The sequence below is a fragment of the Arenimonas sp. genome, from assembly GCF_022842045.1.
GTDB lineage: Bacteria > Pseudomonadota > Gammaproteobacteria > Xanthomonadales > Xanthomonadaceae > Arenimonas.
The window spans coordinates 1-22,718 of sequence record NZ_JALHQI010000029.1 but is presented as its reverse complement, the minus strand read 5'-3'; the positions used below and the strand labels follow the sequence as shown (position 1 = coordinate 22,718).

The 22,718-nt window shown below is 70.2% G+C and carries 20 protein-coding genes and 1 pseudogene; 12 read left to right on the top strand and 9 right to left on the bottom strand.

What is annotated here, in order from left to right; translation table 11 throughout:
• Positions 1-104 precede the first annotated feature (104 nt).
• Positions 105-832: pseudogene (locus Q0C12_RS07965) on the top strand (ATP-binding protein); the annotation flags it as partial.
• Here Q0C12_RS07965 and Q0C12_RS07960 read toward each other — a convergent pair.
• Complete coding sequence (locus Q0C12_RS07960; RefSeq protein ID WP_290888648.1) at positions 829-1,977, bottom strand: putative peptide maturation dehydrogenase; 1,149 nt, start codon at positions 1,975-1,977, stop codon at positions 829-831. The pseudogene Q0C12_RS07965 and the gene Q0C12_RS07960 sit on opposite strands and share 4 nt — an antisense overlap.
• A 93-nt stretch (positions 1,978-2,070) precedes the next feature.
• Here Q0C12_RS07960 and Q0C12_RS07955 point away from each other — a divergent pair, with 93 nt between their 5' ends.
• Entirely contained in the window at positions 2,071-2,325 is a 255-nt protein-coding gene (locus tag Q0C12_RS07955; RefSeq protein WP_290888646.1) for an NHLP-related RiPP peptide, read from the top strand.
• A gap of 45 nt (positions 2,326-2,370) precedes the next feature.
• On the opposite strand, the gene Q0C12_RS07950 is transcribed toward Q0C12_RS07955, so the two are convergent.
• The 4 genes from Q0C12_RS07950 to aceB all read right to left on the bottom strand — a co-directional run bounded on the left by Q0C12_RS07950 (position 2,371) and on the right by aceB (position 9,155).
• Positions 2,371-4,929 carry a putative peptide modification system cyclase gene (locus tag Q0C12_RS07950; protein ID WP_290888643.1) on the bottom strand — a complete coding sequence of 853 codons (2,559 nt, stop codon included), beginning with the start codon at positions 4,927-4,929 and terminating at the stop codon, positions 2,371-2,373.
• 63 nt (positions 4,930-4,992) lie between these two features.
• Positions 4,993-6,012 carry a GGDEF domain-containing protein gene (locus tag Q0C12_RS07945; protein ID WP_290888641.1) on the bottom strand — a complete coding sequence of 340 codons (1,020 nt, stop codon included), beginning with the start codon at positions 6,010-6,012 and terminating at the stop codon, positions 4,993-4,995.
• Positions 6,013-6,138: 126 nt separating this feature from the next.
• Complete coding sequence (gene aceA / locus Q0C12_RS07940; RefSeq protein WP_290888638.1) at positions 6,139-7,443, bottom strand: isocitrate lyase; 1,305 nt, start codon at positions 7,441-7,443, stop codon at positions 6,139-6,141.
• An 86-nt stretch (positions 7,444-7,529) separates the two neighbouring features.
• Positions 7,530-9,155: a malate synthase A gene (gene aceB, locus Q0C12_RS07935; protein ID WP_290888635.1), complete on the bottom strand. Its 1,626-nt coding sequence runs from the start codon at positions 9,153-9,155 to the stop codon at positions 7,530-7,532.
• Between the two features lie 113 nt (positions 9,156-9,268).
• Between aceB and Q0C12_RS07930 the strand changes: the two genes are divergently transcribed.
• Complete coding sequence (locus tag Q0C12_RS07930) at positions 9,269-10,228, top strand: LysR family transcriptional regulator (RefSeq protein WP_290888633.1); 960 nt, start codon at positions 9,269-9,271, stop codon at positions 10,226-10,228.
• Positions 10,229-10,303: 75 nt separating this feature from the next.
• On the opposite strand, the gene Q0C12_RS07925 is transcribed toward Q0C12_RS07930, so the two are convergent.
• The gene (locus Q0C12_RS07925; RefSeq protein ID WP_290888630.1) at positions 10,304-10,873 is read right to left on the bottom strand and encodes a lysophospholipid acyltransferase family protein; all 570 of its coding nucleotides are present in this window, start codon (positions 10,871-10,873) and stop codon (positions 10,304-10,306) included.
• Between the two features lie 14 nt (positions 10,874-10,887).
• Positions 10,888-11,313 carry an alternative ribosome rescue aminoacyl-tRNA hydrolase ArfB gene (arfB, locus tag Q0C12_RS07920; RefSeq protein WP_290888627.1) on the bottom strand — a complete coding sequence of 142 codons (426 nt, stop codon included), beginning with the start codon at positions 11,311-11,313 and terminating at the stop codon, positions 10,888-10,890.
• Between the two features lie 125 nt (positions 11,314-11,438).
• Here arfB and Q0C12_RS07915 point away from each other — a divergent pair, with 125 nt between their 5' ends.
• From Q0C12_RS07915 to plsB, 5 genes are all read left to right on the top strand, one after another.
• Complete coding sequence (locus Q0C12_RS07915) at positions 11,439-13,421, top strand: UvrD-helicase domain-containing protein (protein WP_290888624.1); 1,983 nt, start codon at positions 11,439-11,441, stop codon at positions 13,419-13,421.
• Positions 13,422-13,630: 209 nt separating this feature from the next.
• Positions 13,631-14,545: an HAD family acid phosphatase gene (locus Q0C12_RS07910; protein WP_290888622.1), complete on the top strand. Its 915-nt coding sequence runs from the start codon at positions 13,631-13,633 to the stop codon at positions 14,543-14,545.
• Between the two features lie 10 nt (positions 14,546-14,555).
• On the top strand, positions 14,556-15,257 hold the full coding sequence (pyrF, locus tag Q0C12_RS07905; protein ID WP_290888619.1) for an orotidine-5'-phosphate decarboxylase: 702 nt from the start codon (positions 14,556-14,558) through the stop codon (positions 15,255-15,257).
• A 94-nt stretch (positions 15,258-15,351) separates the two neighbouring features.
• Complete coding sequence (locus tag Q0C12_RS07900) at positions 15,352-16,284, top strand: hypothetical protein (protein ID WP_290888616.1); 933 nt, start codon at positions 15,352-15,354, stop codon at positions 16,282-16,284.
• A gap of 14 nt (positions 16,285-16,298) precedes the next feature.
• Positions 16,299-18,857 carry a glycerol-3-phosphate 1-O-acyltransferase PlsB gene (gene plsB, locus Q0C12_RS07895; protein WP_343212449.1) on the top strand — a complete coding sequence of 853 codons (2,559 nt, stop codon included), beginning with the start codon at positions 16,299-16,301 and terminating at the stop codon, positions 18,855-18,857.
• Between the two features lie 9 nt (positions 18,858-18,866).
• Here the strand turns inward: plsB and Q0C12_RS07890 are convergent, their stop codons facing one another.
• Positions 18,867-19,073, bottom strand: a complete 207-nt coding sequence (locus Q0C12_RS07890) for a DUF465 domain-containing protein (protein WP_034212208.1) — start codon at positions 19,071-19,073, stop codon at positions 18,867-18,869.
• A gap of 44 nt (positions 19,074-19,117) precedes the next feature.
• Between Q0C12_RS07890 and ttcA the strand changes: the two genes are divergently transcribed.
• From ttcA to Q0C12_RS07870, 4 genes are read left to right on the top strand one after another with little or no spacing between them, the layout of a single operon-like run.
• Positions 19,118-20,008 carry a tRNA 2-thiocytidine(32) synthetase TtcA gene (ttcA, locus tag Q0C12_RS07885; protein WP_290888611.1) on the top strand — a complete coding sequence of 297 codons (891 nt, stop codon included), beginning with the start codon at positions 19,118-19,120 and terminating at the stop codon, positions 20,006-20,008.
• Positions 20,008-20,919: a recombination-associated protein RdgC gene (locus tag Q0C12_RS07880; RefSeq protein ID WP_290888608.1), complete on the top strand. Its 912-nt coding sequence runs from the start codon at positions 20,008-20,010 to the stop codon at positions 20,917-20,919. The genes ttcA and Q0C12_RS07880 overlap by 1 nt, the downstream gene beginning before the upstream one ends.
• Positions 20,920-20,960: 41 nt before the next feature.
• Complete coding sequence (locus tag Q0C12_RS07875; protein WP_290888605.1) at positions 20,961-21,725, top strand: SprT family zinc-dependent metalloprotease; 765 nt, start codon at positions 20,961-20,963, stop codon at positions 21,723-21,725.
• A gap of 40 nt (positions 21,726-21,765) precedes the next feature.
• Positions 21,766-22,281, top strand: coding sequence for a hypothetical protein (locus tag Q0C12_RS07870; RefSeq protein WP_290888603.1), 516 nt, complete (start codon positions 21,766-21,768; stop codon positions 22,279-22,281).
• On the opposite strand, the gene Q0C12_RS07865 is transcribed toward Q0C12_RS07870, so the two are convergent.
• Positions 22,278-22,718, bottom strand: a 441-nt coding sequence (locus Q0C12_RS07865) for an alpha/beta hydrolase (RefSeq protein ID WP_290888600.1), incomplete at its 5' end; no start/stop codon positions are given. The genes Q0C12_RS07870 and Q0C12_RS07865 overlap by 4 nt on opposite strands.

Sequence of the window (22,718 nt, the reverse complement as noted above, 5' to 3'; positions counted from 1 at the left end):
TATCTTTCTGGCGGCTGGGAGCAAGTTTGGGAAGCCTTTCGCATCTTCTGCTGGAAAACTATAAGAAGTCGCAGCCAGTAAGGTTTGAAGTCGCTTCAACTGATGTGCGGTCTCTGGCGTCATTTCGGGCCTCCTTGGCCCGATGGTCGCGAAGACTTCTGGAAATGTCAGCGGCGGCAATCCGCGCCCCGGCGAAATCTCGCTGGCGCACAACGGCGTGCTGTTCCTCGACGAACTCGCGGAGTGGAGTCGCTACACGCTGGAGGTACTGCGCCAGCCGCTGGAATCCGGCGTGGTCACGGTGTCGCGCGCGGCGCGGCAGTCGGAGTTCCCGGCGCGTTTTCAACTGGTCGCTGCGATGAACCCCTGCCCCTGCGGCTGGGCCGGCGATCCTTCGGGCCGCTGCGTCTGCCCCGCCGAATCGGTGCAGCGCTACCGCGCCAAACTTTCAGGCCCGCTGCTCGACCGCATCGACCTGCAGTTGGCGGTTCCCCGCCTGCCGCCCGAAGCGCTGCGCCCCGAAGCCCCGCGCGGCGAATCCAGCGCCGTCGTTCGCGAGCGTGTGCTGGCCGCCCGCGCCATCCAACTCGCCCGCAGCGGCGTCACCAACGCCGCCCTGTCCCAGGCCGACACCGAGACCCACTGCCGCCTCGCGCCGCGCGAACAACAGCTGCTCGAGTCCGCCATGGCCTCGCTTCAGCTCTCGGCCCGCGCCATGCACCGCATCCTGCGCCTGGCCCGCACCATCGCCGACCTCGACGCCCAGCCCGACATCGGCCACGCCCACCTCGCCGAAGCGCTCAGCTACCGCCTGCTCGACCGCGCCACCTAGCGGTACTCCACGGTTACCTGCTCACCGCTGGCCGGCCCGCAGCCGCAGACGGCGATGACGCCGTCGCGGATCGGATCCAGGCCCAGCGCCGCCGCGATGTCGATCTCGTTCACCGCCGCGGTGATGAAGGCCGGCAGCCCGGCCTCGGCCGCCAGCAGGTAGAAGGTCTGCGACAGATGGCCGGCGTCCATCATGATCGCGCGGTGGGCCTTGGCGTGGTTGCGGTACTTCCAGAAGTTGCGGCGCCAGCGCGGCGCCATCACCACCAGCAGCGGCGCATCGGCGAACCACTCCTGGCCGGCGACGAAGGCGAGCGCGTGCGCGCGCGCTTCCGGGGGCGCCAGCGCCTGCAGCGGCTCCAGCGCGTGCGTGACCGGGTGGTAGTGGTAGAAGCCGGGCGCCAGGCCTTCGACGCGCTGCACCAGCACGTAGGCCTCGATTGGATGCAGGCTGCCGCCGGACGGGCTGGTCTTCTTCAGGGCCGCGGTGCCTTCCGCGATCTCGCGCACCTGCTGGGCGCCGAAGGTCCGCTGCAGCAGGCGCGACGCGACCGCCAGCGGCACGACGCCCGCCGGGTCGTAGTTACGGCCGGTGTAGCGGGCCATCAGCGGGCCATCCAGCGGGCCGGCTTCCGGGGGCGGCAGTGCGACCCGCGCCGCGGCCAGCGCGCGCTCGACCGTTTCCGGCGGCGGCGGGCCGAAGGCCTGCACCATGTCGCGGATGGTCTTGAACTGCGACAGCCGCGGATCGCTGGCGACGTCCTGGCCGCTCCAGCGGCTGAAGGCGTGGGCCAGCGCCGGCAGCGGACGCCAGTGGCTTTCGCGCACGGCCTCGTCGCGTTCGCGCCAACCCGCGCCCGCCCCGTCGAAGGCCAGCAGCAGGCCGGCCTGCAGCATCGCGTCCACGGTGTCCTGACCATGCGCCCGGTCCAGGGGCTCGCGCTCGACCCAGAGCGATTCCCCCACGGACCGAAGCAGCGCCAGTTCGGCGTCCGACACCGGCACCTCGGCATCAAGGTGGGCCGCCAGCGCCACCCAGCGGCAGTCGGCCGCCAGTGCCTGCTCACCGGAGAACAGGGTGGCCAGGTCGAACTCCAGGTGTTCCCGGGCCTCGAAGACCAGGATGGCGCAGCGGCGGATCAGCATGGGTGTCCTTGCGGGGTCGGTGGTGGACTTCGCACCGGCAGGCGCTAAGCTTGCCCGGTCGCATTGGCGACGCCAATCACCCAGGGGAGCCCCATGTCCAAGTCGTCCTGCTTCACGCCCGAGATCGTTGATGAACTCCTGGACAAGCTGTCCAGCGATGACCAGTTCCGCGAGCAGTTCCTGGGCAACCCTGCCCTCGTCCTGCATACGATGGGCGTGGACGTCGACCCGGCGCAGGTGCCGCCGATCCGCCGGCTGCCGAGCAAGGAGTCGCTGAAGGCCAACCGCGACGCCATCAAGAGCAAGGTCGCGGGCAAGGCCGGCCTGGTCTGGTTCCTGGTCGAGTAAGCCGACCACCGGCCGGTGGGGCCACGCCCCACCGGTCGCGTTTCCTCAACCCCTCGCCGGCCGCGCCGCTACCGCACGGGCCGCGGGATACGCGTCGCAGGCAGCCCGCGTAGCCAGCAGGTTCGGCACCAGCGAGGAGAAGCCGAAGCTCCACTCCGACAGCGCCTGCCCCCGGGCCGCGCACAGCGCCTTGCCCGCCTCGGCCGCCGCCGCCTTGTCATCACCGGCCTCGAGCACCTTCAGGCGCGCCACGTCGGCTTGCAGGTAGCGGCTGGCCGCCAAGGCCTTGGCCATGTCCGCCAGGGCGACGTCGTCCGGCTTGCCTTCCGCCAGGGCCAGCTCGACCTCGAGTGACTTCCAAAGCGCTTCGCGCTCGGGATAACCCGCACCCAGGCTCATCGCACGCGTCTTCTCAAGGACGTCGCGCGCGCGTGCCACTTCACCCTGGCGAACCGCGAGCAGCCCGCCCACCAGGGCATGCGTAACGCTGCTGAAATCGTAACGCTCGGCCGCGATGGCCACACGACCCAGCTGAGCCTCGAGATAGACCGGCAGCAAGCGCTCGAACGCCGCCTGGTCCCCGGCGCGGGCATGGATGGCCAGCCGCGCCAGCTGGATGCGGGCGGTGTCGGAAGGGGAACCCACCACGCCCGACGTGGCTTCCAGCGCATCAAGCTCGGCGAGGGCTTCCGGGTAGCGCCCACGATCCGCCTGGGCGGCACTGCGGCGCAGGCCCTTCCAGATCCGCTGGATGGGGGAATCACGCTCGACGCCCTTGTCCAGCGCCGCCAGCGCCTGCGCGTGCTGCCCACGGGCGAGCGCGATGTCGGCGTCGCTGCCGAACAGCCGACCGCCGCCCAAGGCGGACAGGTCCTCGTAAACCCGGGCCGCTTCCTCCAGCTTGCCTTGGCCCGCCAGCATCACCGCGGTGGTCGTCATCGCCAGCGAACGCAGCGGATGCCGGCTGGCGACGACCTGCCGGTACCAGGGCTCGGCGGCGGCGAAATCGTTCTTGAACTGCCACAGCGTGTTGCCGACGTTCTGCTGCCCGGTCATGAAGTCCGGATACAGCTCGGCCAGCTGGGTGTAGCGGTCGATCATCCGGTCCGGCGTTTCGAAGATGGCCAGCTGCGCCTGCACGTTGAGCTTGTCGCGGGCGCTGAGCCGGTCCTGCTGGGCGGCGGCGCGCTCCATCAGCGCGCGCGCCTGCGCCAGGTCGTCGGCCTGGAAGTAGTGCGCGCCCTTCTTCATCAGGGCACTGGCGAAGTTCGGGTCGAGTTCGATCGCGCGATCGAGCAGGGTCAGCGAAGTACGGGCATCGCCGCGGCCCAGGGCCTGGTTGGCCATCGAGTACGCGCGCAGCGCCTCGAGGTTCGCCGTGGTCACCTTCTCGAGCGGGGCGCTGGTGGCTTCGATGCTCGACAGCGATTCGCCCAGCCGCCCGCGCACGCTGGCGATGGCTTCGTCCATGGCCGGCAGCACCGACTCGACTCCGCGGCCGTCGGCGCTTTCGCTGTAGACGGTGACGCCGCTGTTCGGGTCCACCACTTCCAGGCTGACGCGCATCACGCCGCCGACCTGGGCGACCGTGGGCAGGATGACGGCCTTGGCGCCCTCGCGCAGCGCGAGCTCGGTGGCCAGCTGGCGATCGACCGGCTGGCCCTGGCGCTGCATGCGCTCGAGCGCACGGTCGATCTGCAGGTCGGACACCAGGTTCACATGCCGCGACTGCTCGAGGCCGACGCGCAGCGCCGTATCGAGCGAATCGTCGAACAGCGGCTCGCCGCTGCGGTTCTGCAGGTCGGCCACCACCACCCAGTCGCGCTCGGCGAAGGCGATGGCGGGCGGGCTGCGCACCGTGGTCCAGAACAGCGCGAGGCCCAGGCCGCCGACCAACAGCACTTCCAGCGCCACCACCGGCGGCCGCCGCCACAGCGGCAGCTCGCGCCAGGCCTTGGCGCCGGATTCGGGCGCGCGCAGCGGCGACAGGCCGGGTTCGCCGACTTCGTGCACCAGCATCGGCGCGGGCACGCCCTTGAAGCTGTAGCGGCCGTGCATCAGCCAGCGCAGGTTGGCGCCGGCCTCGCCGAGTTCGCCCACGGCGCGCTGGCACAGGTTCTGGGCCATGCCCGACATCAGGATCTGGCCGGGGCGGGCCAGGCTCATCAGGCGCGCGGCGACCGGCTTGGCCAGGCCTTCGACCTCGATGGGCTTGGCGCCGGCCATCACGTCCTTGGGCTCGTTGGCCCAGGTCATCACGTCGCCGACGTGGATGCCGATGCGGGCCTTGAGGTCCACGCCCTCGGTGGCGCCGACCTCGCGCAGGCCGCGCTGGTAGCGCAGGGCGAAGTCCAGGGCCTGGATCGGGCGCTCGAACAGGGCCAGCACGCCGTCGGCCTTGTCGATCAGCTGGCCGTGGCACAGGGCCAGGCTCTGGCGCATCAATTGGTCGTGGCGCTGCAGCAGGGCCACGGCGCGCACGTCGCCCAGCCGCTCGATCAGCGCGGTGGAGTCGACGATGTCGCACAGCAGCACGGTGCGCAGCATCGGGGTCACCGACGGCGCATATCCGTTGCTGGCCACTTGGGTCTTGGGAACGCTCATGGGCTCTGGACCGGGTCTCTTGCTGGGCTTAACGCAGCGATCGCTCGCGCGCGGCCAGTGGGGTCAGCGGGCGAGGCGCCAGTGGTCGCCGCCCTGGCGCTTGGCGTCGTACAGGGCGCGGTCGGCCTGGCTGTACCAGGTGGACCAGCCGCCGGGGTCGGCGCAGAAGGCGCCGCCAATGCTCACCGACAGCCGGTGCTCGCGCAGGCTGGGCAGGCGCAGGCTGCGGATCGCGCTCATCAGGCCCAGGGCGCGGTTGGCGAGCTCGCCGTCGTCGCTCACGCGCAGCACCAGGGCGAATTCGTCGCCGCCCAGGCGGCAGGGCAGCTCGATCGGGCCGGCCGTGCGGCGCACTTCCTCGGCCACGGCGCGCAGGGCGGCGTCGCCGGCCAGGTGGCCGCTGCGGTCGTTGATCTGCTTGAAGTGGTCGATATCGACCAGCAGCAGCGCCAGCTTCAGGTCGGTGAGGGTCTGGTGGCCCAGTTCGTCCAGGAAGCGGTACAGGCCGCGGCGGTTGGCCAGGCCGGTGAGGTCGTCGGTGCGCACCAGCTGCTGGGCCACGGTGAGCTCGGTGCGGGTCTGGCGCAGGGTGTCCAGCGTCTGCATCAGGTCTTCGTTGCGGCGCTTGAGGTGCTGGATCAGCTGGTGCTCGCCGGCCACCAGGTAGGCGAAGCTGCGCTGCATGAAGCGGGCGACGTGCGCGGGCTCGCGCTCGACCAGGGCCTGGAAGGCCTGCTGGGTGACTTCGTAGAGCACGCCGGGGGTTTCGGCCACGGCGCGCGCGAAGCGCTGGTGGCGGCCGATGAACACCGCCAGCTCGCCGAAATACTGGCCGGGGCCGAGCAGCTTGTCGGCCAGGCCGTCGTCGAAGCCGAGCCGCACTTCGCCGGTATCGATCAGGAACATGCTCTGCGCCGACTCGCCGCGCCGGAAGAGCTCCTCGCCGGGCAGCACCGCCCGACTGACCCCGGCGCCGGCCAGGACGCGGAATTCTTCGGGCGACAGCTGCGAGGGAAGCCGGGCTTCGCCGCCGCCGGAGGCGACGGAGAGGGCCTGGCTGCCGGGGAGATCAACGGGGATCACGGGCGGCTCGGCAGGGGGGACTGCCCGAGTGTATCCAAGCCCGGGGGTCGGGGACAGCGACTTTCATCGCACATCCCCGCCCCGGCCGCACGCGGGGGCACGGTTGGGAAAGTTTCTCCCGGTGGCTCAGGCCGCGGCGGCCTTGGCCTCGCCGTGGAACTGCTCTTCCTCGGTCGAGCCTTTCAGGGCCGTGGTCGAGCTCTGGCCGCCCTGGATGGCCTGGGTGACCGAGTCAAAGTAGCCGGTGCCGACCTCGCGCTGGTGCTTCACGGCCGTGAAGCCCCTGTCGGCGGCGGCGAACTCGGCCTCCTGCAGCTCCACGAAGGCGCTCATCTGGTTGCGGGCGTAACCGTAGGCCAGGTTGAACATCGAGTAGTTCAGCGAGTGGAAGCCGGCCAGGGTGATGAACTGGAACTTGTAGCCCATGGCCGCCAGCTCCTTCTGGAACTTGGCGATCGTCGCGTCGTCGAGGTTCTTCTTCCAGTTGAACGACGGCGAGCAGTTGTAGGCCAGCATCTTGCCCGGGTACTTGGCGTGGATGGCGTCGGCGAACTTCTTCGCGAACGCGAGGTCCGGCTTGCCCGTCTCGCACCACACCAGGTCGGCGTAGGGCGCGTAGGCCAGGCCGCGGCTGATGGCCTGGTCGGCGCCCGGGCGGGTCTTGTAGAAGCCCTCGACGGTGCGCTCGCCGGTGCAGAACGGCTGGTCGTTCGGGTCGATGTCGCTGGTGAGCAGGTCGGCCGCCTCGGCGTCGGTGCGGGCGACGATCAGGGTCGGCACGTTCATCACGTCGGCCGCCAGGCGCGCGGCGATCAGCTTCTGGATCGCTTCCTGGGTGGGCACCAGCACCTTGCCGCCCATGTGGCCGCACTTCTTGACGCTGGCCAGCTGGTCCTCGAAGTGCACGCCGGCGGCGCCGGCCTCGATCATCGCCTTCATCAGCTCGAAGGCGTTGAGCACGCCGCCGAAGCCGGCCTCGGCGTCGGCGACGATCGGCTGCAGGAAGTCGATGGAGTCATTGCCTTCGGCGTGGTGGAGCTGGTCGGCGCGCAGCAGGGTATTGTTGATGCGCTTGACCACCAACGGCACCGAGTTGGCGGGATACAGCGACTGGTCGGGATACATCTCGCCGGCGACGTTGGCGTCGGCCGCGACCTGCCAGCCGGAGAGGTAGATGGCGTTGAGGCCGGCCTTGACCTGCTGCATGGCCTGGTTGCCGGTGAGCGCGCCGAGCGCGTTCACGAAGGGCTTCTCGCCCAGGTACTTCCACAGCTTGTTGGCACCGAGGCGGGCGAGCGAGTGCTCGACGGCGACGGTGCCGCGCAGGCGCACCACTTCCTCGGCAGTGTAGCCGCGCTCGATGCCGGCCCAGCGCGGGTCGGTGGCCCATTCCTTCTTGAGCTGCTCGGCGGTGGGGAGGGTCGTGGTCATGTCGTCGTTCCTTGGTAGTGAGGTAGGAGGGGCAAGAGTTTTTCTCCCTCTCCCCTTGGAGAGAGGGCCGGGGAGAGGGGAGTGGCCTAACCGAGGCGCTCGTACGCCGGCAGCGTCAGGAACGGCACCAGCTCGTCGGCATGGGTGAGTTCGTCGAGCAGCGCGATGGCCTCGTTGATCTTCGAACCGCCCGGCAGCTTCATCCGGTCGGCCAGCTTCGAGGGCAGGGTCATCAGCGCGCGGTCGAACAGCGAGAAGTCGACCGGCGTGCCGTCGTCCAGGTGCAGGTGGCCGCCGCCGTTGTCGGCCATGTGCAGCCACTGCCAGAGCTGGGCGCGTCCGATCTCGGCGGTGGCGGCGTCCTCCATCAGCCAGTGGATGGGTACGCAGCCCTGGCCATCGAGCCAGGCCGCGATGTAGCGCACGCAGACTTCCACGTTGTTGTCGAAGCCCTTGCGGGTGATCGTGCCCAGGCTCGGGCGGATCAGGTCGTCACGGGTCACCGCGACGTCTTCGCGGCGCACCTGCTGCTGGTTCGGGCTCGGCATCTTCTCGTCGAAGACTTCGCGCGCCACCGGGATCAGGGCCGGGTGCGCCACCCACGTGCCGTCGTGGCCGGCGTTGGCTTCGCGCAGCTTGTCGGCGCGCACGCGGGCCAGCGCCTCCTCGTTGGCGATCGGGTCGCCGGCGATCGGGATCTGCGCCGCCATGCCGCCCATCGCGTGGGCGCCGCGGCGGTGGCAGGTCTGGATCAGCAGCTCGGAGTAGGCCTTGAGGAAGGGCTGGGTCATGCCGACCTGGCCGCGCTCGGGCAGCACGCGGTCGCGGTGCCGGCGGAAGGTCTTGAGGTAGCTGAAGATGTAGTCCCAGCGGCCGCAGTTCAGGCCGGCGATGCGGCCGCGCAGCGCGTGCAGGATCTCGTGCATCTCGAACACCGCGGGCAGCGTCTCGATCAGCACGGTGACCTTCATGGTGCCGACGGGCAGGCCCAGGCGCTGCTCGGCGAAGGCCAGTACGTCGTCCCACAGCGCGGCCTCTTCCATGCATTCGAGCTTGGGCAGGTAGAAGTACGGGCCACGGTCCTTCGCGTGCAGGCCGGCGGCGTTGTGGAAGGCGAACAGGCCCAGGTCGAACAGGCTGCCGCTCATGCGCTGGCCGTCCACCAGCACGTGCTTCTCGTCCAGGTGCCAGCCGCGCGGACGCACGATCAGCACGGTCTTCGAAGCCGGATCGAGCACGTAGTGCTTGCTGCCGTCCGGCGCCATCCAATCGAGCTGGCCGGTGACCGCCTTGCGCAGGGCGCGCTGGCCGACCAACAGGTTCTCCCAGGTCGGGCAGGTGCTGTCCTCGAAGTCGGCCATGTAGCAGTTGGCGCCGGAGTTGAGCGCGTTGATGACCATCTTCGGGTCGACCGGGCCGGTGATCTCCACCCGGCGGTCCTGCAGGGCGGCCGGCAGCGGCGCGACGGTCCAGTCGCCGTCGCGGACGGCGCGGGTGTCCTCGCGGAAATCGGGCAGCTCGCCGGCGTCGAAGCGGGCCTGGCGCTGGGCGCGGGCCGCGAGGCGCTGCTGTCGGGTGGCCTCGAAGGCGCGGTGCAGGTCGACCAGGAAGGCCTGGGCAGCCGGGGTCAGCAGGTCTTCCTGTCCGGCCAGGCGCGGGCCGGTGAGCGAAAGGGGCGGAACGGTGCGGGCTGCGTCTCCGGCCATGGCCATGACTCCTGAGGGATTCGATGGACCGAACCTAGGCCCCGGAATGGACTTTGACAAAACATATGTTTTGATAGTTAGTATTACCCAAGCTTATATTTGCTTCGGAACAAGGGCTTATGGCCACCGGCAACCCCCGCTTCTACTACAAGGGCGACCGCCTGAAGCCGCTGCGGGCCTTTTGCCAGGTGGCCCGGCTGGGTTCGGTGTCGCGGGCGGCCGAGGCCCTGTTCCTCAGCCAGCCGGCCGTGACCCTGCAGCTGCAGGCGCTGGAGCGGGAACTGGGCACGGCCCTGTTCGAGCGGATCGGCCGCCGCTTCAGCCTGACCCGCGAGGGCCAGGTGCTGTATGACCTGGCGCGGCCGCTGGTGGAGGGCCTGGACGGCCTGGACGGGGAATTCCGCAGCAAGATCAAGGGCCTGCAGGCCGGCGAGCTGCACGTGGCGGCCGGCAGCTCCACCATCCTCTACCTGCTGCCCAAGCTGGTGCAGGCCTTCCGGGCCCAGCACCCGGAGGTGCAGCTGGTGCTGCACAACGTCACCGGCCAGGACGGCCTGGGCCTGCTGCGCTCGGACGGCGTCGACCTGGCCGTGGGCTCGATGCTGGACGTGCCCACCGACCTGGCCTACGCGCCGGTCTACTCCTTCGACCCGATGCTGATCTGCCCGCCCGGGCACCCGCTGGCCGAGAAGCCCGACCTCAAGCTCGAAGACCTCACACCCTATGGCCTGATCCTTCCGCCACGGCGCCTGACGACCTACCGGCTGGTGGACCTGGTGTTCCAGCAGCAGCGGGTGCCGTTCACGGTGGCGCTGGAGGTGGGCGGCTGGGAGGTGATCAAGCAGTACGTGGCGATGGGCCTGGGCATCTCGATCGTGACCAGCATCTGCCTCACCGAGGCCGACGAACAGCGGCTGGTCGCGCGCAACCTCGGCGAGTACTTCCCGCCGCGCAGCTACGGCGTGGTGATGCGCAAGGGCAAGTACCTCAGCCCGCAGGCGCGCGCCTTCATCGACCTGGTGAAACCGGGCCTGTTCGAGCGCCGCGACTACTTCGACGCCGGCCACTCCGAACGCTGAGCTTCCGGTAGGAGGGACTTCAGTCCCGAAGCTTTTCGGCGAAAGGCTTCGGGACTGAAGGCCCTCCTACAGGCTTCACAGCGTGTCGCGGTTCTTGCCCACGTGCGGGCGGTAGATGGCGCGGAGGCGGGCCATGTCGGCCTCGTAGTCATCCCCGGGATGGAAGAGCTGGTCGAGCAGGATCTGCTTCGACGGATAGTGGAAGGCGGCGCAGAACACCGGCACGCCGGCCTGGCGCGCGATCTTCCAGAAGCCGGGCTTCCAGCGCTCGACGCGCTTGCGGGTGCCTTCGGGCGCGAGCACGAACCACATGCGCTCGGCGCGGCGGATCTCGGCGGCGGTCTGCTCGACGATGCCGCCGGGCGCACTGCGGTCGACCGGATGGCCGCCGAACTTGCGGAGCAGCCAGCCCAGCGGGCCGCGGAACAACTCCGCCTTGGCGATGAAGGTGATGTCCACGCCCATCGCCAGCTTCGCGGCCAGCCCCCAGACGGCATCCCAGCCCGAGGAGTGCGGCGCGACGATCACCACCAGCTTGGGCAGGTCGGGCCAGTCGCCCTCGATGCGCCAGCCGCCCAGGCGCAGCAGGCTGCGGCCGAGCCAGCGCCCGAAGGCGCTGCCGTTGCGCGGCGCGGAGGGGGGCATTACCGGGATGCGGGTCATTCCTTGTCCCAGCCGCTGCTGCGGCGCTGCTTCTTCACGGTGGAGCGCTCGCGCTTGGCGCCGAGCCGGCGCTCCTTCGAGCCCTTGGTCGGCTTGGTGGCGATGCGCTTCTTCGGCGGCACCAGCACGGCGGCGATCAGCGCCGCCAGGCGCTCGCGGGCGTCCTCGCGGTTGCGGTCCTGGGTGCGGAAGCGCTGGGCGCTGAGCACCAGCACGCCCTCGTCGGTGAGCCGGCGGTCGCTGCGCGCCAGCAGGCGGGCGCGCACCGGTTCGGGCAAGGACGGCGAGTTGGCCACGGCGAAGCGCAGCTCCACCGCCGTGGCCACCTTGTTCACGTTCTGCCCGCCCGGACCGCTCGAGCGCACGAAGCGCTCGACCAGCTCGTCGTCGGGGATGGACACGGTGGGGCCGATCGTCAACATGCCCCGCGATTCTACCTTTCCGTCCCCTGTAGGAGGGCCTTCGGGCCCGAAGCGGTTCGCCGAAAAGCTTCGGGCCTGAAGGCCCTCCTACAGGGGTCGGCCGAGCCGGTACAATCCCGGCCCTCATGCACGGCCTCAACCCCCCCCAGAAAGAAGCCGTCGCCTACGTCGGCGGCCCCTTGCTCGTGCTCGCCGGCGCGGGCAGCGGCAAGACGCGGGTCATCACCGAGAAGATCGCGCACCTGATCGCCACCGGGCGGCACGAAGCGCGGCACATCGCCGCCATCACCTTCACCAACAAGGCCGCCCGCGAGATGCGCGAGCGCGTGGCCAAGCGCGTGAAGGGAGAGGCCGCCGAAGGCCTGATGGTCACCACCTTCCACTCCCTGGGCCTGCGCTTCCTGCAGATCGAGCACGAGCGCGCGAAGCTGCGCCGCGGCTTCTCGATCTTCGACGGCGACGACCAGATGGCGATCATCAAGGACCTGGCCACGCCGGGCCTGAAGAACGACGCCCTGTACTCGATACAGAACCTGATCAGCGCCGCCAAGAACAACGCGCTTTCCCCGGAGCAGGCCGCCGAGGCCGCCCGCTCGGCCCGCGAGCGCGAGGCCGCCGGCATCTACGCCCGCTACCAGGCCCGCCTGCAGGCCTTCAACGCGGTGGATTTCGACGACCTGATCCGCCTGCCCCTGACCCTGCTCGAAGCCGACCCCGACCTCGCCGCCGGCTGGCGCGAGCGCATCCGCTACCTGCTGGTGGACGAGTGCCAGGACACCAACGGCGCCCAGTACCGCCTGCTGCGCCAGCTGGCCGGCACCAAGGGCAACATCACCTGCGTCGGCGACGACGACCAGAGCATCTACGCCTGGCGCGGCGCCCAGCCCGAGAACCTCGACCTGCTGGGCCAGGACTACCCGAACCTCAAGGTCATCAAGCTCGAGCAGAACTACCGCTGCACCAGCCGCATCCTGCGCTGCGCCAACACCCTGATCGCGAAGAACCCGCACGCCCACCTCAAGCAGCTCTGGAGCCAGCACGGCGACGGCGAGCCGGTGCGCGTGTGGGCCTGCACCAACAACGAGCACGAGGCCGAGCGCGTCGCCGCCGAGATCCACTACCTGCACCAGGGCAAGGAAATCCCCTGGGGCGAGATGGCGATCCTGTTCCGGGGCAACCACCAGTCGCGGCCGCTGGAAAAGGCGCTGCAGCTGCTGCGCATCCCCTACCACCTCACCGGCGGCACCAAGTTCCTCGACCGCGCCGAGGTGAAGGACGCGCTGTGCTGGCTGCAGGTGCTGGCCAACCCCGACAACGACGCCGCCTTCCTGCGCGCGATCGCCGCGCCCAAGCGCGAGGTCGGCGCCACGACGCTGGAGAAACTGTCCGCGATGGCGCAGCAGGCCGGCCTGCCGATGTCGGTGGCGGCGGGCCAGGTCGGCTTCCTGAAGCAGCTGACCCCGCGTGCGGCCGCCGGCCTGGACGAATTCAGCCGCATCGTCGACAGGCTCCGCGACGCCGCCGAGAAAGTGACGCCCGCCGAGCTGGTGCCGATGCTCGCCGAGCAAAGCGGCCTGTTGGCGATGGTGCGCAGCCAGTGCAAGGACGAAGCCAGCTTCCTGCGCCGCAAGGCCAACCTCGAGGAACTGGCCTCGTGGTTCGAAGGCGCCCGCGGCGGCGGCCCCGGCGAGCTGGCCGCGCAGCTGGCCCTGCTCTCGAACGCCGACCGCGGCGAGCCCGGCAACGCCGTGCGCCTGATGAGCCTGCACGCGGCCAAGGGCCTGGAGTTCCGCGCCGTGTTCGTGGTCGGCTGCGAGGACGGCAACCTGCCGCACGAGGCCAGCCTCGAGGAAAACCGGCTCGAGGAAGAGCGCCGCCTGATGTACGTGGGCATCACCCGCGCGAAGGAGCGGCTCTATCTGTCGCACAGCGCCGAGATCAAGCGCTGGGGCAGCGTCGACCACCTGCTGCCCAGCCGCTTCCTCGACGAACTTCCGCCGGGCGACCTGCTGCGCGACGGCACCGACCCGGAGCGCGAAACCGCCGAGAAGAAGCAGCGCGGCCGCGCCCACATGGACGCGATTGCCGCCCTGTTCGGCGACGGCTGAGGGCGGTAGACGGGAAATGGAGATAGGAAATAGTGAATAGGAGGTAGGAGGTAGTGAAAAGCGGGCGGTGGTGCTGCCTCACTGCTTTACGGCTTGTCAGCTGCTCTTCACTACCTCCTACCTCCTATTCACTATTTCCTATTCCCCCTGTCATGACCCCACCACCGGACCCCGGTAAACTCCGCGCCATCACGAACGGACGCCAGACCATGACCTTCACCAAGACCCTCGCCGTCTCCGCCCTCGCGCTCGCCCTGGCCGCCTGCCAGGCGGTGCCCACGCGCGAGGCGCCCGTCGCCGCGCCGGCCGAGCCTGCGCCGACCGCGCAGCTGGCCCCCGCCGCCGGCCCGGGCCACAACGACAACCTCAACGCCGTCGCCTGGGTGCAAGCTTCGCTGGAATACCGCCTGCTGGCCGGCCAGACCTTCCGCAGCGCGCTCTACCAGCTCGACCGTGCGCTGAAGACCCCGGACTGGGACGCCCTGACCCCGGACGAGCGCCTGGCCCCCGCGGCCGGCCTGCCGCCGGCGGTGATCGTGGACATCGACGAGACCGTGCTCGACAACTCGCCCTACCAGGCCCGCCTGGTCCGCGACGGCGCCTTCTACGACGAAGTGACCTGGGACGCCTGGGTCCGCGAGGAAAAGGCCAAGCCGGTCCCGGGCGCGCTTGAGTTCGCGCAGGCCGCGGCCGCCCGCGGCGTCACCGTGTTCTACCTCAGCAACCGCGCGGCCCACCTCGAGGAGCCGACCCTGGCCAACCTTCGCGAGCTCGGCTTCCCGATCCAGTCCGGCGACCAGTTCCTGGGCCTGGGCTTCTTCGTCGACGACTGCGAGCAGGAAGGCTCGGAGAAGGGCTGCCGCCGCAAGCACGTCTCGAAGACCCACCGGGTGCTGATGCAGTTCGGCGACCAGATCGGCGACATGGTCACCATCTCGGCCAACACCCCGGCCGGCCGCGAGCAGGCCATGGCGCCCTACGCAGGCTGGATCGGCGAGCGCTGGTTCGTGCTTCCCAACCCGACCTACGGCAGCTGGGAACCGGCGCTGTTCAACAACGCCTGGACCCTGCCCGAGGCCGAGCGCCGCCAGATGAAGCTCGACGCCCTGGACTACGCCGAGTAAGCCGGGCGCCATGATCCCCGTCCGCGATCGCCTGATCTTCGCCCTCGACGTTTCCACCGCCGCCGAGGCCCGCGCCTGGGTCGACCGACTGGGCGACAGCGTGTCCTTCTACAAGATCGGCATGGAGCTGCTGACCAGCGGCGACTACTTCCGGGTGCTGGAGGAGCTGGCGGGGCGGGGCAAGCAGGTGTTCGTGGACCTGAAGTTCCACGACGTGCCGGCCACCGTCGGCGCCACGATCAAGGGACTGGCCCGCTACCCGGTTTCGTTTTGCACCATCCATGGCCAACATGACGGCATGATGCGCGCCGCTTCGCAGGAGAAGGGCGCCATCAAGCTGCTGGCGGTGACCGTGCTGACCTCGATGGATCGCAACGATCTTCGCCAATTGGGCATCGATCGTGAGCCCTCCGAAGTGGTGCTCGAGCGCGCCGCCGCCGCCCGCGCCGCCGGCTGCGACGGCGTCATCGCCTCCGGCCAGGAGGCCGCCGCCCTGCGCCGGGCCAACGGCCCGGGCTTCCTGATCGTCTGCCCTGGCATCCGCCCGGCGGGCCCGGCCGGCGACGACCAGAAGCGCACGGTGGACGTCCCGCAGGCCTTCGCGGCCGGGGCCGACCACATCGTGGTGGGTCGCCCGATCCGCCAGGCCGCCGACCCGGCGGCCGCCGCCGAGGCCATCCAGGTCCAGATCGCCCGGGCCTTCGCGGCCTGAAGCCGGGCTGGCCGGGAAACCGGCCCGATCCCGGGCCCGGGGCCCCGATCTGCTAGATTCAGCCCCCCGGACACCACTGCCAGCCGCCCCTCGCATGACGCCAAGACTGCCCCTGCGGGCCCTGCTCGCCCTGCTGCTGCTCACCCTGGTGCTCGCCGCCTGCAAGCGCGAGACCCCGGCCGACGAAGCGCGCGCGCCCGGCGACCCGGTCGAGGCCGTCGAGTCCATGGCCGCCGCGCTGCGCCAGAACGACCTGGTGCGCTACAGCCACCTGAGCCTGCCGCCGGACCTGCACGCCCGCAGCGCCGCCCTCTGGGACCGTCGCGCCGCCGAGGCCGCGCCGGCCTCGGACGAGGACGCCGAGAAGTACGACCGCCTGATGGCCCGCCTGCTGGCCCCCGGCGCCGAGGAAGACCTGGCCCGCGACCTGGACCAGCAGCTGGCCCGGCTCGAGCAGGAGATCGGCGGCCAGTGGCCGCTGATGCAGGCCACCGCCACCATCTTCCTGACGGCCGCCATCCAGGCCAACACCGAGCTCAACGAGGACGAGAAAGCGCACGGCACCGACGTCGCCACCCAGCTGATCGACTGGGCCGACCCGGCCCTGTTCACCGACCGCGAGCGCGGCCGCCAGGCCATCGCCGTCGCCGTCGACACCGCCCGCGAACTGCAGCTGCCGACCCTGGCCGAGGTCCGTGCCCTCACCCACGGCCCGGCCATGGAAAAGGCCGGCATCGCCCTGGCCGGCACCAAGTCGATCCTGCGCGTCTACGGCCTGGACCCGGACGCGATGCTGGACGGCGTCCGCGCCGAGCTGGTGGCCGCCGAGGGCGACACCGCCACCGTGAAGGTCAGCTACCCGCTGCAGGGCAAGACCGTGGCCTTCGAGATGGAGATGCTCCGCCGCGACGGCGCCTGGTACGGCGCCAACGCCATCCGCGACGCCGAGGCCGAGCTGGCCGAGGCGGAGGCCGAAGTCGCTGGCGCAGCCGCGCCGGCCACCGACGGCGACGGCACCGCCCGCTGAGCCCCGGACCGCCCATGGATGCCACACCCTCCCCGGCCGCCCCGCCGCCGCGCCCGACCGCGAAGCCGCCCCTGTGGGCGCGCTTCATTGAAAAGCTGCTGCAGCCCTGGATCGAGATCCACCGCGAGCCGGCCACGCCGCCCTTCGACCTCGACCGCCCGATCTGCTACGTCATCGAGACCTACGGGCTGTCGAACACCCTGATCCTGGACCGTGCCTGCCGCGAAGCCGGCCTGCCCTCGCCGCTGGCCGCGCTGCCGGGCGACCCGCTCGGCCGCAAGCGCGCCTACGTGGCGCTGTCGCGCCGGCGCGCCGGCCTGTTCGGGCGGCCCAAGAACCGCAGCCACTCCGACGCGCTCTCGCGACTGCTGATGGCGCACCGCCTGTACCCGGACCAGGACGTGCAGCTGGTGCCGGTGTCGATCTTCGTCGGCCGGGCCCCGGCGCGGCAGTCGGGCTGGTTCTCGGTGCTGTTCTCGGAGAACTGGGCCCTGGTCGGCCGCTTCCGCCGCCTGCTGGCGATCCTGCTCAACGGCCGCGACACCGTGGTGCAATTCTCGCCCGGCGTGCGTGTCTGGGAAATCCTGGGCGAAGAGCTGCCGCACGAACGCCAGGTGCGCAAGGTCAGCCGCGTGCTGCGTGCCCACTTCCGCCGCATCAAGACCGCGGTCATCGGCCCCGACCTGTCCACCCGCCGCCTGCTGGTGGACCGGGTGCTGGACGCCGAGCCAGTGCGCAAGTCGATCACCGACCAGGCCCGCAAGGACGGCACCGAATACCTCGAGGCCTGGAAGAAGGCGCACCGCTTCGCCTGGGAAATCGCCGCCGACTATTCCAACCCGGTGGTGCGCTCGGCCTCGTTCGCGCTCACCGGCTTCTGGAACCGCATCTACGACGGCGTCAACGTCAACCACCTCGACACGCTCAAGCAGGTCGCGCCCGGGCACGAAGTGGTCTACGTGCCCTGCCACCGCAGCCACATGGACTACCTGCTGCTGAGCTACCTGCTGTACACGCGCGGCATCGTGCCGCCGCACATCGTGGCCGGCATCAACCTCAACATGCCGGTGATCGGGCCGATCCTGCGCCGTGGCGGCGCCTTCTTCATCCGCCGCTCGATCAAGGGCAACGCGCTCTACGCGGCGGTGCTGGGCGAGTACGTGGCGCAGCTGGTCGGCGAAGGCTTCTCGCTCGAATACTTCATCGAGGGCGGGCGCTCGCGCACCGGCCGCCTGCTGCAGCCCAAGGGCGGCATGATCGTGATGACCATCAAGGCCTTCCTGCGCGCGCCGCGGCGGCCGGTGGTGTTCCAGCCGGTGTACATCGGCTACGAGAAGCTGATCGAAGGCAAGAGCTACCTCGACGAGCTGACCGGCCAGCCCAAGGAAAAGGAAACCATCTGGGCGCTGGTCAAGGCCGGCGCCGGCATCCTGCGCCAGCACTATGGCAAGGTCGCGGTGAACTTCGGCGAGCCGATCTTCCTGGACGACGTGCTGGCCCGGCACGCACCGGACTGGCGCGAGCGCAACGCCGACCCCGAAGACAAGCCCACCTGGATCAACCCGGCCGTGGCCGAGCTGGCCCAGCAGATCCAGGTCAACATCAACCGCGCCGCCGACGTGAACCCGGTGAACCTGCTGGCCCTGGCCCTGCTGGCCACGCCCAAGCACGCGATGTCCGAGGCTGACCTGCTGGCGCAGCTGGCGCTGTCGAAGAAGCTGCTGGCGAAGCTGCCGTATTCCGACCGCGTCACCGTCACCGCGATGGAGCCGGCCGAGATGATCGCCTACGGCCAGAAGATCGGCGTGCTGACCCGCACCGTGCACCCGCTGGGCGACGTGATCAGCATCGAGGGCGAGACGGCGGTGCTGCAGAGCTACTTCCGCAACAACGTGCTGCACCTGTTCGCGGCCGCGAGCTGGGTGGCGCTGTGCTTCCAGAACAACCGCCGCATGAGCCGCGCCGGCCTGCTGCGGCTGGGGCGCACCATCTATCCCTTCGTGCAGGACGAGCTGTTCCTGCCGTGGACGCCGGAGGAGTTCGCCGAGCGCCTGGACGCCACGCTGGACCTGTTCGTGGCCGAAGGCCTGCTCAGCGTCGCCAGCGAGGACGAGGGCGGCTACCTCACGCGTGGCCCGGGGCAGACCGACGAGGTCTTCCGCCTGCGCGTGATCTCGCACAGCCTGCAGCAGGCGTTCGAGCGCTACTTCATCGCCATCACCACGCTGGTGAAGAACGGGCCGCGCACGCTCAGCGCGGGCGAGCTCGAGACCCTGTGCCAGCTGACCGCCCAGCGCCTGAGCCTGCTGTACGCGCCGGCCGCGCCGGAGTTCTTCGACAAGTCGCTGTTCCGAGGCTTCATCCAGAAGCTGCGCGAACTGAAGCTGGTGTGGATCTGCCCGGACGGCAAGCTCGACTTCGACGAGCAGATGATGGTCTGGGAGAAGGACGCCAAGGTGGTGCTGGGCCGCGACCTGCGCCACACCATTTCCAAGCTTTCGCCCGAGGCGGTGAGCCGCGCGACCAGCACCCAGGTGGCGCTGCCGGCGAAAACGGGCTCGACCGAGGCCTGAGCCCGCGGCTCAGGCGTCGAGGTCGGGGATCAGCCGGCTTTCGAGCGCGGCGATCATGTCCTTGATCTTGAGCTTGCGCTTCTTCAGGCGCTTGATGGCGAGCTCGTCGGCCTCGATGCTGGCGGCGAGCCGGCCGATCACCTCGTCGAGGTCGCGGTGCTCGACCTTCAGTTCGACCAGCTGCGCGGCAATCCTGGCAAGGTCTTCGTCGGCCATCGGCGTCTCCGGTTGCCCCAAAGCTTACCCCTTCCATAGGTAAAATGGCCGCCATGACGCTGCCCCTCCACGACCCGATCCCCCGCAAGGCCAGCCACGAGCGCCACAAGCTGGCCAAGCGGCTGCGCCGCCAGGTGGGCCAGGCCATCGCCGACTACGGGATGATCGAGGAGGGCGACAAGGTGATGGTGTGCCTGTCGGGCGGCAAGGACAGCTACACCATGCTCGATGTCCTGCTGCAGCTGCAGAAGAAGGCGCCCGTGCGCTTCGAACTGGTGGCGGTGAACCTCGACCAGAAGCAGCCCGGCTTCCCGGAACACGTGCTGCCCGACTACCTGCGCTCGATCGGCGTGCCCTTCACCATCATCGAGCAGGACACCTACTCGGTGGTCAAGCGCGTGGTGCCGGAAGGCAAGACCATGTGCTCGCTGTGCTCGCGCCTGCGCCGCGGCGCGCTGTACCGGCACGCCAAGGAAAATGGCTTCACCAAGATCGCGCTCGGCCACCACCGCGACGACCTGGTGGCCACGTTCTTCATGAACCTGTTCCACCACGCCAAGCTGGCCTCGATGCCGCCGAAGCTGGCCAGCGATGACGGCGAACACGTGGTGATCCGCCCGCTGATCACCTGCCGCGAAGCCGACCTGGTCGACTACGCCGACTGGAAGCAGTTCCCCATCATCCCCTGCACCCTGTGCGGCTCGCAGGAGAACCTGCAGCGCAAGCAGGTAGGAAGAATGCTGGCCGCGTGGGAGAAGGAAAGCCCGGGCCGCATCGAAACCATCGCCAAGGCCCTGGCCGACGTGCGACCCTCGCAGCTGGCCGACGCCAGCCTGTTCGACTTCGCCGCCCTCGGCCGCCACACCGACGCGCCGCTCCCCGACGCCCACGCCTGGCTGGCCGGCGACCCCGATCCTTCTGCACTGGAAACTTGATGTTCTTTCGCAACCTGACGTTTTTCCGCTTCCCCACCACCGTCGCCAAGTCCCTCGCCGAACTCGATGCCCGCCTGGAGGAATGCCGGCTCAAGCCGGTCGGTCCGTCCGAGCTGATGTCGCGCGGCTTCATCCCGCCCTTCGGCCGTGACGCCGAGGCCATGAGCCACCGCGTTGGCGACGCGATCTGGATCACCCTCGGCGGCGAAGACCGTTTGCTGCCCGGTGCCGTCGTCAACGACGAGCTCGGCAAGCGCATCGCCGCGATGGAGGAGAAGGAAGGCCGCAAGCTCGGCGGTCGCGCCCGCAAGCGGCTCAAGGAAGACCTGGTGATGGAGCTGCTGCCGCGCGCCTTCGTGCGGCCGGTGCAGACCAACGCCACCCTCGACCTGCAGCACGGCTTCATCGCCGTCGACGCCAGCTCGAAGAAGTCGGCCGAGTCGGTGGTGTCCGAGCTGCGCCACGCACTCGGCAGCTTCCCGGCGCTGCCGCTGAACGCGGAAGTCTCGGCGCGCGCGGTGCTTACCGGCTGGATCGCCGGCGAGCCGCTGCCGGCCGGCCTGGTGCTGGGCGACGAGTGCGAGCTCAAGGACCCCATCGATGGCGGCGCGGTGGTGAAGTGCCAGCGCCAGGAGCTGCTCTGCGACGAGATCAAGAAACACCTCGAGTCCGGCAAGCAGGTCAGCAAGCTGGCCCTGGTGCTCGATGACCACGTCAGCTTCGTGCTCGGCGAAGACCTGGTGGTGCGCAAGCTCAAGTTCCTCGACGGCGTGGTCGACCAGCTCGAAGGCACCGAACGCGACGGCCTGCACGCCGAACTCGACGCCCGCTACGCGCTGATGGCCGGCGAACTCAAGCGCCTGTTCGCCGTGCTCGAACCCGCCCTCAAGCTCAGCCCCGCCGAAGCCTGAGCCACGCCCCTGTAGGAGGGACTTCCGGCTAAAGTCTGGACATGTTCCTCAAGCTCACCCGCCCCGCCCCGCCTGCCGTCGAGCTGCGCCCGCTCGCGCTGGCTGACGGTCGCACGGTGGACGTGCGCTGGGTCCGCGACCCGCGTGCGCGCCGGCTCCGGCTGATCGTCACCGAGAAGGGCGCGCGACTCACGCTGCCGCGCGGTGTTTCCGAGCGCCTGGCCGTGGCTTTCCTGGACGAACACCGCGATTGGCTGGCCGACCAATTGGCGCGCCAGCCGGCGCTGGCCGAAGCGCCGCTGGTGCGCGGCGGCACCGACGCCCTGCCCCTGCGCGGCGAAGACGTGCCCGTGCAGTGGCGCGAAGGCCGCTACGTCCGCGCCAGCCTGGAGGACGACGGCATCGTGCTGCAGCTGCCCGAGCGCGCCAGCGACGCGCAGCTCAAGGCCGGCCTGCGCGACTTCTACCAGCAGCAGGCGCGCCAGGACCTGGGCGCCTGGCTGCCGCGCTACCTGCCCGGCCTGCCGCGCGCGCCGCGCCAGTTCACGCTGCGGCCGCTGTCCTCGCTGTGGGGGTCGCTCAGCCCCAGCGACGAGCTCAAGCTCGACCTGAGCCTGGTGCTGGGCCGGCCATCCGCGTTCGAGTACGTGCTGGTGCACGAGCTCTGCCATCTGGTCCACGCCAACCATTCCCGCGCCTTCTGGCGCGAGGTCGAAGCCCGCTGGCCCGGCTGGCGGGAAGCGCGCGACTACCTGCGCGGCGACGGCTTGGCCTTGAAGGGGCGGCTTGCGCGTTTGATTCGCTGAAGGGCCCCCCGCGCGGGACCCGTCTGGTCAGGAGCCCACGATGCTCACCCCTCGCACCTTGCTGTCCATCGCCCTGCTCGCCCTGCTGGTGTCGGCCTGCGGAAATTCCGAAGAGGCCGCGTCCGAGGCACTGGCCGAGCAGGCCCTGGAGGCCAGCACCGGCGCGCAGGTCGACATCGAGGACGAGGACGGCGTGCATCGCGTCACCGCCCGCACCGAACAGGGCGAGCTGGTCCACAGCAGCGGCGAGAACGTCCCGCTGCCCGACGGTTTCCCGGGCGACGTCACGCTCCCCGCCAGCTACCAGGTCGTCTCGGTGATGACGATGGGCCCGGCGACCTCGGTGGTGCTGCGCAGCCCGGAACCCGCCTCGGAAATTTTCTCGCAGATACGCCGCGGCCAGTCGGGCGCGGGCTGGAAGGAAACGATGTCCATGCAGGGCGCCGACGGCTCGATGCTGGGCTTCGAGAAGGACGGCCGCAGCCTGCTGGTGAACCTGCGCGACGACCTCGACGGCCAGTCAGTGGTGTCGCTGAGCCTGCAGGCGGCCAACTAGCCCGCCAGGAACGCCCGCAGCGGCCCGGCCACCCGCGCCGCCTGCTCCATGTGCAGGTGGTGCCCGCCCGGGATCACCTCGAGCCGGCCGTCGGCCAGGCAGGCCAGGCGCTGGCTGCGCACCTCGGGGCTGAAGTAGGGCGGCGACGGATCGGCCGCCACCACCAGCACCGGCGCCTCGATCGCACGCAGCATCGCCTGCACCGTTTCCTCGGTCAGGCGCAGCTGGCTCGGCAGCGTGAGCCGCGGATCGCTGCGCCAGGCGTGGCCACCCTCGACCCGGCGCAGGTTGCGTTCGACGATCAGGCGTGCGGCCTCGGGCGTCATGCGGCTGGCCGCGAGGCGGGCCGCTACGGCGGTGTCGACGTCGGGGATGACGCGCGGCGCCCGCGCCGCCAGCGCGCGGCGCGCCGCCTCGGCATCGCGCAGGCGGGTGCC

What these genes read in the sequence shown, in the direction of transcription:
- Q0C12_RS07960 (WP_290888648.1), bottom strand. Translation starts at nt 1,977, where the DNA reads ATGCTGATCCGCCGCTGCGCCATCCTGGTCTTCGAGGCCCGGGAACAC.
- Q0C12_RS07955 (WP_290888646.1), top strand. Translation starts at nt 2,071, where the DNA reads ATGTCCAAGTCGTCCTGCTTCACGCCCGAGATCGTTGATGAACTCCTG.
- Q0C12_RS07950 (WP_290888643.1), bottom strand. Translation starts at nt 4,929, where the DNA reads ATGAGCGTTCCCAAGACCCAAGTGGCCAGCAACGGATATGCGCCGTCG.
- aceA (WP_290888638.1), bottom strand. Translation starts at nt 7,443, where the DNA reads ATGACCACGACCCTCCCCACCGCCGAGCAGCTCAAGAAGGAATGGGCC.
- aceB (WP_290888635.1), bottom strand. Translation starts at nt 9,155, where the DNA reads ATGGCCATGGCCGGAGACGCAGCCCGCACCGTTCCGCCCCTTTCGCTC.
- Q0C12_RS07930 (WP_290888633.1), top strand. Translation starts at nt 9,269, where the DNA reads ATGGCCACCGGCAACCCCCGCTTCTACTACAAGGGCGACCGCCTGAAG.
- Q0C12_RS07925 (WP_290888630.1), bottom strand. Translation starts at nt 10,873, where the DNA reads ATGCCCCCCTCCGCGCCGCGCAACGGCAGCGCCTTCGGGCGCTGGCTC.
- arfB (WP_290888627.1), bottom strand. Translation starts at nt 11,313, where the DNA reads ATGTTGACGATCGGCCCCACCGTGTCCATCCCCGACGACGAGCTGGTC.
- Q0C12_RS07915 (WP_290888624.1), top strand. Translation starts at nt 11,439, where the DNA reads ATGCACGGCCTCAACCCCCCCCAGAAAGAAGCCGTCGCCTACGTCGGC.
- Q0C12_RS07910 (WP_290888622.1), top strand. Translation starts at nt 13,631, where the DNA reads ATGACCTTCACCAAGACCCTCGCCGTCTCCGCCCTCGCGCTCGCCCTG.
- pyrF (WP_290888619.1), top strand. Translation starts at nt 14,556, where the DNA reads ATGATCCCCGTCCGCGATCGCCTGATCTTCGCCCTCGACGTTTCCACC.
- Q0C12_RS07900 (WP_290888616.1), top strand. Translation starts at nt 15,352, where the DNA reads ATGACGCCAAGACTGCCCCTGCGGGCCCTGCTCGCCCTGCTGCTGCTC.
- plsB (WP_343212449.1), top strand. Translation starts at nt 16,299, where the DNA reads ATGGATGCCACACCCTCCCCGGCCGCCCCGCCGCCGCGCCCGACCGCG.
- Q0C12_RS07890 (WP_034212208.1), bottom strand. Translation starts at nt 19,073, where the DNA reads ATGGCCGACGAAGACCTTGCCAGGATTGCCGCGCAGCTGGTCGAACTG.
- ttcA (WP_290888611.1), top strand. Translation starts at nt 19,118, where the DNA reads ATGGCCGCCATGACGCTGCCCCTCCACGACCCGATCCCCCGCAAGGCC.
- Q0C12_RS07880 (WP_290888608.1), top strand. Translation starts at nt 20,008, where the DNA reads ATGTTCTTTCGCAACCTGACGTTTTTCCGCTTCCCCACCACCGTCGCC.
- Q0C12_RS07875 (WP_290888605.1), top strand. Translation starts at nt 20,961, where the DNA reads ATGTTCCTCAAGCTCACCCGCCCCGCCCCGCCTGCCGTCGAGCTGCGC.
- Q0C12_RS07870 (WP_290888603.1), top strand. Translation starts at nt 21,766, where the DNA reads ATGCTCACCCCTCGCACCTTGCTGTCCATCGCCCTGCTCGCCCTGCTG.